Origin of the sequence: Rhodopirellula baltica SH 1, assembly GCF_000196115.1 — a bacterium.
Lineage (GTDB): Bacteria > Planctomycetota > Planctomycetia > Pirellulales > Pirellulaceae > Rhodopirellula > Rhodopirellula baltica.
In genome coordinates, this window is sequence record NC_005027.1 from 919848 (window position 1) to 932652 (window position 12805).

Annotated in this window: 9 protein-coding genes; all 9 read left to right on the plus strand. The window is 55.5% G+C overall.

What is annotated here, in order from left to right; genetic code table 11:
- Nucleotides 1-94 precede the first annotated feature (94 nt).
- The 9 genes from RB_RS03485 (at nt 95) to RB_RS03530 (ending at nt 12791) form a co-directional block, all read left to right on the plus strand.
- On the plus strand, nt 95-1249 hold the full coding sequence (locus RB_RS03485) for a DUF1559 domain-containing protein (protein WP_007325404.1): 1155 nt from the start codon (nt 95-97) through the stop codon (nt 1247-1249).
- 302 nt (nt 1250-1551) lie between these two features.
- Complete coding sequence (locus tag RB_RS03490) at nt 1552-3654, plus strand: esterase/lipase family protein (protein ID WP_164921450.1); 2103 nt, start codon at nt 1552-1554, stop codon at nt 3652-3654.
- Nucleotides 3655-4222: 568 nt separating this feature from the next.
- Entirely contained in the window at nt 4223-5656 is a 1434-nt protein-coding gene (locus tag RB_RS03500; protein ID WP_011118525.1) for a nucleotide sugar dehydrogenase, read from the plus strand.
- Between the two features lie 357 nt (nt 5657-6013).
- Entirely contained in the window at nt 6014-6745 is a 732-nt protein-coding gene (locus RB_RS03505; protein WP_007325534.1) for an FHA domain-containing protein, read from the plus strand.
- A gap of 3 nt (nt 6746-6748) precedes the next feature.
- Nucleotides 6749-7321 carry an RNA polymerase sigma factor gene (locus RB_RS03510; RefSeq protein ID WP_231846176.1) on the plus strand — a complete coding sequence of 191 codons (573 nt, stop codon included), beginning with the start codon at nt 6749-6751 and terminating at the stop codon, nt 7319-7321.
- The gene (locus RB_RS03515; protein WP_164921452.1) at nt 7318-7980 is read left to right on the plus strand and encodes a hypothetical protein; all 663 of its coding nucleotides are present in this window, start codon (nt 7318-7320) and stop codon (nt 7978-7980) included. Before RB_RS03510 ends, RB_RS03515 begins: the two co-directional genes overlap by 4 nt.
- A gap of 21 nt (nt 7981-8001) precedes the next feature.
- Nucleotides 8002-10566: a peptidase gene (locus tag RB_RS03520; RefSeq protein WP_011118530.1), complete on the plus strand. Its 2565-nt coding sequence runs from the start codon at nt 8002-8004 to the stop codon at nt 10564-10566.
- Between the two features lie 259 nt (nt 10567-10825).
- Nucleotides 10826-11920 carry an AAA family ATPase gene (locus RB_RS03525; RefSeq protein ID WP_007335040.1) on the plus strand — a complete coding sequence of 365 codons (1095 nt, stop codon included), beginning with the start codon at nt 10826-10828 and terminating at the stop codon, nt 11918-11920.
- Complete coding sequence (locus tag RB_RS03530; protein WP_011118532.1) at nt 11910-12791, plus strand: DUF58 domain-containing protein; 882 nt, start codon at nt 11910-11912, stop codon at nt 12789-12791. The genes RB_RS03525 and RB_RS03530 overlap by 11 nt, the downstream gene beginning before the upstream one ends.
- Nucleotides 12792-12805: the final 14 nt, after the last annotated feature.

The following is a 12805-nucleotide window of genomic DNA, read 5'->3' on the forward strand; positions in this document are numbered from 1 at the left end:
GATCGCATAATTCGTCTCCAGTTCTGGAGCATTTCTTTTGGGCGCTCGCGTTGAGTGCTCGTGTCGTTCCCTTCTTTATGAAAGGGCGTTTTCAATGAAACGCAGAACCTCTCAAGGCTTCACGCTCGTCGAGCTATTGGTCGTAATCGCGATCATCGGCGTGCTGGTGGGCCTGTTGTTGCCTGCCGTTCAGGCAGCACGCGAAGCAGCGCGGCGTATGCAGTGCAGCAATAATTTCAAGCAAATTGGCTTGGGCCTACACAACTACCATTCCGCTTACAATCGCTTGCCGACGCAGAGTGGTGGGACATTCGAGAACCCAGGTAATCGTCATCTTTTGAGCTTTTTGGTTGGTCTGACCCCATTCATTGAGCAACAAGGTTTGTGGGAGCAGATCGCCAATCCCCGTGCGACGAATCACAACGGATCGACCCGCGCGACTCCGTTTCCACCAATGGGACCGGTGCCGTGGGATCGAAACTACACGCCTTGGTTGACTCAAGTGGGCACTTTCCGATGCCCGAGTGACCCGAATGTTCCTCCGGGAAACTTCGAAGCGTTCACGAACTATGCGGCGTGTATCGGCGACGGCATCGCCAGCAACAACCACACGTGTGTGAACCAGGATGGATCCGAAGCGACATGGTGTACGCCACGGCGTGGTGGGATGGATCGCGGGTTCTTCGTCACACGACGTGAGACACGTTTCCGAGATGTGTTGGATGGGTTGAGCAACACGATCGCGTGCGGTGAAATTGTCACGGACAACAACACCCTCGAAATCAACACGGTTGTGATCAACCGCGGCAGCAATGCGGCGTTCTTCAGCAACCCTGCGGTTTGTGAAGACACCATTGATCCTAACCGACCTCAATTCCACGTCGCGGGAACCAGTGCCAACAACTGGGCCACTTCTCAGCGGCATGGGATGCGATGGGCGGATGGACGTCCGGTCATGTCGAGTGTGACAACGATCATGCCTCCCAATGGCGTCAGTTGTGCTTACTCCGGGGATGGTTCGGACTGCATGGTAACGATGGGTAGCCGTCACCAAGGCGGGGCGCACGTTTTAATGGGTGACGGAGCGGTTCGCTTCATCACTGACTCGATCGAAGCGGGCAACAAAAACGCGAATGCACCGAACTGGCCTGTCGGGTCGTCGACGACCTTGCCTGGCCAGCAAAGCCCTTACGGTTTGTGGGGAGCTCTCGGCACGAAGGCCATGAAGGAAACGGCTGGGCTCGAGTAGTCTTCGCTCAGACTTCGACAACCGCACGCAAAACGCTCGTGGCGATTCAGTATCGCTGCGAGCGTTTTCTTTTGCGCTCGCGGATCGGCGGTATCGGCGGGTGTCATGAATTGAGCTGATCGGACCATCTGGGTTTGTAGAGCACGCAAGCGACCTAGCTTGCCATGTTCGCGTTGACACGGTTTGAAGGGGTTTCCTAGTGTCCGCCCATGGTCTGTTCCAATCGTTCGTCTGCACGACCGATTCTTCGTTCACAATCGCCTCCTTGGGCGAGCGTTCGTTGCTGCGCGATTTGGATTGTTTTGCTGTGCTGCACCTCGTCGGGCTGCATCACTTCTCGGTATCTCGAAAACCGATCGATTCGCGAAAATGCGCTGACCAATTCGCTTCACTTGTTGCGATGGCGTGGTCCCGAGATCAGCGTTCGCACGCAGAGCACGTTGCGTCGTTACGGGTTGATTGAAACGTATCAAGATGACAGCCAGATCTGTCTTCACCGCCTGCAAACACTCAACGCCCAAAATCCAGATACCGAGCTCGCCTACGCTCTGTCGGAGTTGTCCTACGTCGAAGGGAAAATCGCGGATCGAGACGGACGGTCCAGCGATGCGATGAATCACTACGGCGTGGCTCTCACAACGAGTTACCGCTATTTGTTTGGTGATCAACTTGGCGAAGTTCGCAACCAATACGATCCCCAGTTCCGTGCCGTTTGTGATTTGTACAACGAGTCGCTGGAGGATTTGCTGCGTTTGTTGTGCGCCGAGAATCGGTTGCGACCCGGTCAGACCTACACGATTCAAACCGCGAATCAGAAGTTCGTGATTCGGGCGGAGATGCGTGGGGCGTGGAAAGAGGACGAATTCGATCACTACGAATTTGTGAGCGACTACGACATCAAAACGCTGAACAATCGACACACAACTTATGGGCTCGGCGTGCCTTTGATCGCAGTTCGCAAACCACGTGGCGAAGGGCATCCCGAGGAAGAGTACTATCCCGAAGGTTTGAGCTATGCGGTGACGGCGTTGCTGCGTTGTTCAACGGAACCATCACGAGGTGGTCGCGGAACGGGGATTCACAGTGGAACGGCGCGATCAGGCAACTCGCATTCGATCCAGCAGGTTTCGCATACCAACGAGTTTGGTGCGGCGGATGAGACCGCCGTCTGCGTGCTGGAGTTCTTCGACCCGTTGCGAGCCAACCAAATTCAATTGGCCAACGACTGGGTGCCTTTGGAAACCGACCTGACAACCCCTCTGGCATACTTTCTGGACAGCGACGAATACCGCAAGCGTGACCGAGCAACCGAAGGTTTGCTGGATCCCGATGACGCGCAGCAGAAACGTGGGCTGTATATGTTGGAGCCCTACGACCCGAATCGAATTCCGGTGTTGATGGTGCATGGATTGTGGTCCAGCCCGTTGACGTGGATGGACATGTTCAACGACTTGCGTAGCTTCCCCGAAATTCGGGAACGCTACCAATTCTGGTTTTATCTGTACCCATCCGGACAACCATTCTGGATCAGCGCGACACAGTTGCGAGGTGACTTGTTCGCCATGCGACAGACGTTTGATCCTGCCGGGCAAGATCGCGCGGTGGACCACACCGTCCTGGTCGGGCACAGCATGGGTGGGTTGGTCAGTCGGATGCAGACCATCGATAGTGGCGATGATTTTTGGAACTTGGTCAGCGACAAGCCTAAAGAGAAACTGCGTGGCCCGCCGCAAGACATCAACAAACTGGTCAGTGCACTCGAATTTCGTCCGAATCAATCCGTCGGCCGTGTGATCACGATCGGCACGCCTCACCGTGGCAGCAATCTCGCCAACACAACTACACGATGGTTGGCGGGCAAAGTGATCAAGTTGCCTCGAATGGCCGTGTCGACCAGCACTCGTTTGACCCGCGCAAACCCCGGCTTCTTTCGTGACACGCGTTTGTTGACGGAAGCCAATGCGGTGGATTCGCTCGCGCCAGACTCACCGATCTTTCCAGTGATGTTGCGTGCACAGCGTTCGCCGAATGTGAAGTACCACAACATCGTTGGCGTCTTGGAAGACCCGCCGATTTTGGCCGGACGTCATCACCGCGGCGACGGCGTGGTGGAATACAACAGTGCGACGATGGAAGACACCGAAAGTGAATTGGTAGTCGATGCGACGCACACCAAGTTGCACATGACCGGTAAGGCGATCTTTGAAGTTCGACGCATTTTGCTGGAACACTTGGAGGAAGTCGACTCGGAGGATCGATTGGCTTGGGCACCTCATTCCGCCACGCCTTTGATGAGCGACGGAGCATCCGGAATGATCACCGATGTGGCGCCCAACATGTCAGGGGGCCGCCCGTCGGTGTACCAACTGATGAGCAGTCCGCCGGGTGGTGCGAGCCGGCGATGACGCCGTGTTTTGCGTTTCGGGACTTGGTGAGGGGAATGTTCTCCGGGCGACTTTTGCGGGATTTTCTTTGACGCAATGGGTGTCGTCGAAGGCGTGATTCGCCTGCGTCCTTGTCATGAGGTCGTGCCGTTTTACTTCACCCTCCCTTTGGGAGGGTCGGACCGTTTCGGGCCGGGGAGGGTTACGCGCTGGATTCAACGCCGAGCCCTCCCCTCGCTTCGCTCGACCCTCCCAAGGGGAGGGTGATGATAACGCGTGGCAATACGACAACTTGGAATCAGCGACCTCTGTCGCGGGAGGGGCGGAAAGAGATCGCGCGGCGAGAATCCCGGGGAGGACAATGCACTCCGTTTCCCATATTCGGCCCTCACTCTCGCGTACGCCTGAACGGCGTCGCGCGACCTCTCCGTAGGGGCGTCCTATTACCATCGCAAACCTCACAGTCTGCATTCTCGGCCATCGAAGAAATCCGCAGGTGGAGGTTTCCAGAAGACGAAAATCGTTGGTCGGATTAAAGTGCCGTTCTCCATCTTCGTTTCTAACCTCAGTTCACTGTTGATTTGCCTCCATGACTGCCACCGCATCGGAGCGTCCCGCGATCGGACCTGTCAAGAAAATTTGTTGCATCGGTGCCGGCTACGTCGGTGGTCCGACGATGGCCATGATCGCTCATCAATGTCATGGCATCGAAGTCAAAGTCGTGGACATCAATGCGGAGAGAATCGCACAGTGGAACAGTGACGAGCTGCCGATCTACGAACCCGGTTTGGATGACATCGTCAAAGGCCGGCGGGGCCAAAACTTGATCTTCACGACCGAAGTCGATGAAGCGATTCGTGAAGCCGACATGGTATTCATCTCGGTGAATACGCCGACCAAAACGTTTGGTGTGGGTGCTGGTCGAGCTGCCAACTTGGAGTTCATCGAGAAGTGCGCTCGCAAGATCGCGGAGGTCTCGGTTGGACACAAAATAGTCGTTGAGAAGTCGACTCTGCCTGTCCGTACGGCTGAAGCGGTCAAGGCAATCCTGGCGGAAGCAACCAGTGGTGCGACTTTCGACGTGTTGTCGAATCCAGAGTTTTTGGCCGAGGGGACGGCCATCGACGACTTGTTGGCACCCGACCGAGTTTTGATCGGCGGCGAAAGCGAAGCGGCCATCCAAGCACTCGTTGATGTCTATGCCCAGTGGGTTCCAGCCGAGCGACTGCTGACGACGAACTTGTGGAGCAGCGAGCTTTCGAAACTAACAGCAAATGCCTTTTTGGCTCAGCGGGTATCGTCGATCAACTCGATCTCTGCACTTTGCGAAGCCACCGAAGCAGACGTCGATGAAGTCGCGATGGCGATCGGGATGGATTCGCGAATCGGGCCGAAATTCTTGAAGTCATCGGTCGGGTTCGGAGGTTCCTGTTTCCAAAAGGATATTCTGAACCTGGTCTATCTCTGTGAGTACTTTGGATTGCCCGAAGTCGCCGACTATTGGCAGCAAGTCGTCACGATGAACGACTACCAAAAGCGACGTTTTGTGCACCGTATGGTCAGGACGATGTTCAATACGGTGTCAGACAAGAAGATCGCAATTTGGGGATTTGCGTTTAAGAAGGATACGAACGACACCCGCGAATCTGCTGCGATCTACGTTTGTCGGGACCTATTGCTCGAAAAGGCCCGGTTGTCGATCTACGATCCGCAGGTCACTAAGGCGCAGATTGTCGCCAATCTTGAGGCGGTCTTTCAGAATGGTGATCAAGAGCTCAGTGCTATGTCGCGGCAATTGATCGAAAACAACGTGGAAGTGGTTTCGGATGCGGAAGCGGCGGCCGATTCCGCTCATGCAATCGCCGTTTTGACGGAATGGGACGAATTTGCGAATGCAAATTTCGCGAAAATTCTGGAGCGAATGAAGAAGCCAGCCTTCGTATTTGACGGGCGCAACACCCTGAAAGGCCTAAATCTCGAAGAGCTTGGGTTCGACTACCAAGGCATCGGATTCAGTCGCTGATCCTAAGCTGCGTCCGCGAGCCTGCCCTTCCGCCCATCTGAGCCTTCGCAGGTGGGGGTGCACTTGCCAAGTCGAGATGCTATTTTTGAGGGGGCGGTACTCTGCCCTAGAGGGGTAGTGGTGGGTAATCTCACGATATCGCCATTGAAAGGTTGATTAATACTCTCCCGCTATTCGGCGAATTACAATAAGATCAGCGGCAAACATGGTTGCAAGGTTGCTTGCAATTCGCTTTTCGCGAAGCAGGAAGGCCGAGGTTGGCCCTTCTTTTGCATCGGCAGGAACCAGGTTTGACCATCTAAGTTACGCACGACCGACGTTGAATCGTGCGTTTGGTTTTCGCAACGAAGGGTACCGATGCAAGTTAGACTGCGAGTCCAATCGGGCAGCCATGAAGGCAAAGAGATCGAGGTCTCGGACAAGAGATTCTTGATTGGACGTAGCGAATCCTGCCAGCTTCGTCCGAAGAGCGAGTCGGTCAGCCGCCGACATTGCATTCTGGCGATCAAAGACGGCCGGGTCTTGGTCCAGGACCTGAAGAGTCGCAACGGCACCTTCGTCAACGACAAGCGTTTGCCAGCTGACAAAGCCAAAGTTCTTAAGGACGGCGATCTTCTGCGTGTTGGAAAATTGATGTTCTCGCTCGTCATCGAGCATGGTCTGCAGGCACCTAAGAAACCAGAAGTCAAAGACATCGCCGACGCTGCGGCTCGAACCAAGAAAACCGCTGGCGAAGACAGTCGCTTTGAAGAAGTCGATGTGGATTCGTGGTTGGATGAGGCTGACGCGATTGATCGTGTTCGCAAGCAGACCGACCCGGACACGCGTCAGTTCCGCTTGGACGCAAAAGAAGGCGAAAACAGCGACGATCTTTCGGTCGATGGCACCGTGATGATCGAAGACGTGCCCGCGAAGAAGCAAAACAACGACACAAAGATGTCGTCTGATGATGACACCAGCACCGGATCACGGGTCATTCCGCCGAAGAGCAAGCCGGGGAAACTTCCCGAGGGTGCCAAGAAGGCGTTGAAAGAGAATTCTCGAGATGCGGCTGATGATGCACTGAAGCGTTTCTTCAGCGGCCGATAGGTGATGAAAACCATCTCGCTCGCGATGCTGTCCAATGAGGCATTGGCGGACGCCTATTTAGGGCGTGACGCTCGCATGGACTCCGCGTTCACGGAACTCTTTCGTCGACATCGCGATTTGGTTTATCGAGTTTGTGTCCGCTGGTTGGGGCACCATCAAGACGCGGAAGACCTGACCCAGGAAACCTTTCGCCGGGTCGCGGCATCCATTCAGTCTTGGGACCGTTCGCGGCCGATTGAGCCTTGGCTGACGACCATCGCCGGCAACCGTTGCCGGTCATTCTTGGCCAAGCAGCGTTCCAAGCCCAGGTTGGCTGGGATCGATGAAACCCACGCGATTATCGCTGGCGTCGACTCACCGGCGGGCGGAGTGCAGGCAGATCAAACGTTGCGTGAGGCGATGGCTTCGTTGCCCGCGTCTTCTCGGCGAGCGTTTGAATTAGTTCATTTTGATGGGATGTCATACGACCAGGCATCGATTTTGATGGGGCATCCTGCTGGCACGATCAAAACTTGGGTGCATCGGGCGCGACTGCAAGTGATCCGACGGGTTCGAGAAACCGGAGGTGCCGCGTGAGCCACGACTTAATTATTACCACCGCGAAAAAGATTGCTGCTTGCGATGCGTTTGAAGCTCGTATGAACGAGTGGATCGATTCGGGGTCGAAAATGCCGATCGATGAGGATCGACATTTGGCCGATTGCCATCACTGTCAACAGACCTTGGCGATCTGGCGTCAGCTAGAAGCCGGAATGCGGGCTCCCGTTGGTGCCGGCGAAACTTCGCAAGGAAAATTGTCGTTTGTTCGCATTGCCGCCAGTTTTTCTGTCGCGATCGCAGCTTGTGTGATTGCGATGATCTTTTTGCGGGTTCCGACTGGCGAATTGTCCGTCGCAGAGGCGGATTCTCCGGCGAACGCGTCAGGCGGTGAGGTAGAATTGGGAGAGCTCGTTTCCTCGCCGAAGCAGCTTGATTCGATGGACGAATTGGCGACGAAGACGGTTCCGATCTCGAACGATTCCTTTCGCGTATCCATGCTGGCCGAATCGAAGAAACCGCTTGCGGATGTTTCGGACGGGATGGTGACGCAAAGCGATGTCGCCGAACCGGCCTCCGGTCAGAACATGTTGTTGGCTCAGTTCATCGCTCAGTCTCGTCCAACGGTCGCACAGTTGAGCGTTGGAGTGGCGCCGCTCGGTCGGACACTGCAACGCACGGCATATCTTTTCTACTGATTGCATCTACATCGAGTCCCCATGAGATTCACCTTTCGCAACTCCGATGGCAAGCGAATGTCCAATCGGGTGAGGAAGGTAAGGACGGCGGTCTTAGCAGTCGTTTTCGCGACATGGATCATCGGCCAATCCGGCCTGGTTTGGGCTGAACAATTGATTTCGCTGCGTAACGGGATGGTGCTACGAGGCATCTACTTAGAAGTTGCCAGCATGAACCAAAACGCGTTTTCTGCCGGCAACGAGGGCGGCATTCAGAACCGACCGATTTGGGTGGTCGATGATGGTCTGCGGCGAACTTATGTGCACCGTCGAGGGATGGTCGCAGCAGAGCCTCGCGATGTTCCTGATTTGCACGAGCGGATCGAATTCTTTCAACCGGTGCCTGATGGTGGCGAACAAGTTGCGTCCATTGGGCAAACGCTCGGCGTGACCCCGTTCAATCAATTTGGTCGTCGGCGATTGACCGTTCGTGGTCCAACCGGTTCGCCGTTTCCGATCCTGCAAGGGATCACCGAGCTGACCGCGAAATACGCGAAGGTCGAGGCCCTTAAAACGGATGACTCGATCAATCTGGACATGAGAATCGCGACATCCAGTATCAGTAGTGATCAGTTGCGGGACATCTTTCGTCGCAACACGGATCCGGACGATGTTGATGCTCGGTTGAACGTCGTGAGGTTCTTTGCCGAATCGGAACGTTACGCCGACGCGCGTCGTGAATTGGTTCGCGTGCTTGATCAGTTTCCGGAGAGTGCGGATCTCAAACCGATCGTCGGCCAGTATGTCGAGAACGAAGCAAGTCAATTGCTCGAACAAGCGGAACTGCGGCGCGAATCAGGACAACCGAAGCTGGCACGAGCGATCTTGGATCAATTTCCAACGCAAGTCGTCAGCCGAGTCACGCAGGTCAAAGTCGCTGACATGATCGGCTCGATGGATGAGACGCAAAAGCAAATCGATACCGTCCATCAACGACTGACTGAGTTGGTCGGTGAGCTTCAGGAGCCCGTCCAGAATTCATTGGGCGGATTGGTCGCTGAGATCAAGTCGGAGTTGGCTCCGGCGACGCTTCCGCGAATGAGTGACTTCATTCGGATGGGCGGCAACTCCACCATGGATTCCGAAACACGTGTGTCGCTCGCAATCGCCGGCTGGTTGCTCGGCAATGGCTCGGGTGAAACCAACCTGAAGATTGTGTTGTCATTGATCGACGTCCGAGCTCTGGTTCGCGAATATTTGGCTGAGCAAGATCCAGGCAAGCGACAAGAAATCCTGGAGCGTCTGTCCTCACTTGAAGGTGCGCGGGCGGACTACATCGCAAAAATGTTGCCTTTGATGAAGCCAGCTTTGATCGATGCGATCGAAGTGGACGAGTCGATTGTGGAAGATCCGTCAGTGGCGGGAATGTTGCAGGTGGGATTGGACCAAGCCGGGTTCCATGCCGCGCAAGCCGAAGACCCTCGTTCGCTTCCGCCGGTGTCTTACGTGGTGCAATTGCCGCCGGAGTACGACCCGAATCGAACTTATCCGTGCGTTGTAGCGATGCATGCGGCGGGTGCGATCGCGGAGACACAGCTCAATTGGTGGTCGGGTGTTCCGCAGAAAGCGTTCTTGCAGCAAAACTCAAGCGATCAGCCATCGTCCAGCGAAGCGATGTCTGAGGAAGGTTCGAGTGACGACGCCGCAGAAGTCGCTGCCCAAGTGAATTCTCCTACGATGCGACTGGGGCATTCGATCAGGCATGGATTCATCGTGGTTGCACCACGTTGGACTCGCGGCGGCCAGAACGATTACGAGTACACCATGCGAGAGCACGATGCCGTGCTGAGTTCATTGCGTCACGCGATGCGGCATTTTGCGATCGATGCCGACCGAGTGTTTATCGCGGGTCACGGATCCGGAGGAACGGCGGCGTGGGATATCGCGGTTTCGCATCCCGACTTATGGTCGGGCATGATCAGCATCAGCAGTCGCCCTGGCAAAACGTTGTTGCATTACAACGAGAACTCAAAGTACATGCCGGTTTACATCGTCAAAGGGGACAAGGACGGAGTGCCGCTGCGTGATTTCGGAGCCATCTATGATCGCTATGTGACCTATGATCACGACGCCATGATTGTGTTGTATCGTGGCCGTGGTTTGGATTTCTTCTACGAAGAAGCGGACCGGATTTTCGAATGGATGAAGACGCCAGGCCACCGACGTGCCGCACCGCCGGATGACTTGGAGGTGGTCTCGATGCGAGATGGCGATCGTTTCTTTTGGTGGATGGAATGGGACGAGATGCTTCCAGGCTTGTCCGTCAATCCATTTCTTTGGGATGAGGTGGAGCGTTTAAAAGCAGCTCCCGTGAAGGCTCGGGTGATGGCCAATAACGAAGTCATCATCACGCAGGCTCCTTCCAATGCTTTCAAGATTTGGTTGTATCCACAGATGCCATTGGATTTCAACGAACCTATCTCGGTCCGCTACCGTTCCCGTCGCAAGGATTTCACGTTCGATCAGTCTGTCGGCGTGATGCTGGAGGACGTTCGAGTTCGAGCGGATCGTGAACGCCCGTTTTGGGGAGTGGTTCAGATTCCCTGAGGACACTTTTCTCAAGGTGTCCGGTGCGAACGAGCGATGCGGCAGCACAATGGCGGGCGGTCCGCCAAAGCTTCGCTCATGGGGGAGTCGCTGGGCCATCCGCCCGCAATCAGTCGTCTAAAACAGATGACACCCCGCGATCATCTCTCGTAACAAGCGATTCAGGCACGATTGACCGGTCTACTCTGGCACTGTCCAGTGGGCTACCTTGGTAGGACGTACTGGTGCGATTGGCCGCATGATCGTTGCCGCGTGATCTTTGGACAAAGAGAACTTGACTGAGACATCCTGGATGAATGCACCTGAATCGAATTCCGCTGCCATTGGCGAAGCGGACCTCAACCTGCTTCATGACGCTCGCCGGCGAGTGATAGAAGAGTTGGGCAAGATCATTGTCGGCCAAGAAGAAGTCATCGACGAGATTCTGATTTGTTTGTTCAGCCGTGGCCACGTTTTGTTGGAAGGCGTGCCTGGTTTGGCAAAGACGCTGATGATCAGCACGCTGGCGAAGACGCTGGATCTTTCGTTCAGTCGAATCCAATTCACACCTGACTTGATGCCTGCCGACGTGACCGGCACCGAGATCATGGAAGAGGATCGTGCGACCGGGCATCGCGAATTGCGATTCATGCCTGGGCCATTGTTTGCCAATGTGGTGTTGGCCGATGAGATCAACCGGACGCCGCCTAAGACGCAAGCATCTCTGCTCGAAGCGATGCAAGAACGACAAGTCACGGCGGGGCGCGAGCGGCACCAACTCGATGACCCGTTCTTTGTGTTGGCAACCCAGAACCCGATTGAGCAAGAAGGCACTTACCCGCTGCCCGAAGCTCAGCAAGACCGGTTCATGTTCAAGATCTACGTCGATTACCCTTCGTTTGACGAAGAGTTCGAAGTGGCTCGGCGAACCACCGGAACCGCAACCGCCGAAGCGGAACCCGTTCTTCGCGGCGAAGAGATTTTGCGATTGCAGCAGCTCGTCCGACAGGTTCCCGTCAGCGACCACATCGTTCGATACGCGTTGTCGCTGGTCCGCCAAACCCGCGTTGGTGGTGAAGGTGTGCCGGACTTCGTGGAAGATCTGGTTGGCTGGGGTGCTGGGCCTCGAGCGGTTCAGTTTCTGATCCTTGGTGGCAAGGCTCGCGCGTTGTTGCAAGGTCGCCACCATGTGCAAGTCGAAGACATTCAAGCTCTCGCACCGCCCGTTCTGCGTCACCGGATGGTGGTGAACTTTGCCGCTGAAAGCGAAGGCATTACCAGCGACGAAGTGGTCGCCCGAATCATTGATGCCACCCCGACGACCGAGGACGAATTGTCTCGCGATGCCCGATTCCAAAAGATATTTGCGTCCTGAGGTCACCGCTCGCATTCGCCGATTGGAATTGACTGCTCGGCGAGTGGTGGAGGGTTTTCTTTCAGGGATGCACCGAAGTCCTTACTTCGGTCAATCGATCGAATTTCTGCAACACCGCCAGTATGTCGCTGGCGATGAGTTGCGGCACATCGATTGGAAGGTGTACGCGCGTCAAGATCGGCTGCACATCAAACAGTACGAAGAAGAAACCAACTTGCGATTGCAGTTGTTGGTCGATTGCAGCGGCAGCATGTCGTACGGCGATGGTGACGAAAACAAGTTGGAATACGCAGCGTCACTCGCGGCGTCGTTGGCGTACCTCGCCCTTCGTCAAAAAGATGCTTGTGGGTTGTACACTTTTGACACGCAGCTTCGCGACAGCGTGCCTGCTAAGTCCAGTCAACATCAACTCAACCGCATGTTGACTTGTCTCGCATCGGCGGATCACGAGGGCGAGACAAAACTCGATCATGTCGCCAAGCAACTTGCATCGGCAATACCTCGAGCGGGCGTCGTGTGCGTGATCTCCGATTTGCTGGGTGTGGAAGAGTTGCAGGAAGGCCTGAGAGTCTTGCGTGCTCGCGGTCATGACGTGGCGTTGATACATGTTTTGCACGATGACGAAATGGATTTCGACTTCACCGGAGCAACCCGGTTTGAAGGACTGGAAGTCGAGTCTGCTCTGAATTGCAATCCGGCCGCGCTCCGCGAAGGCTATCTCGAAGCTTTGGATGACTTCTTGGAAAAGACCCGGCGAGCTTGTGGCCGTTTGAAGATCGATTATTTGCAAGTCCGTACCAGCGAACCGCTCGACGCCGTGTTGGCACGGTTTCTGTCGGCGAGGCAAGCACTTCCCAAACTTCGTAATTGAGCTGCTTTCATCCA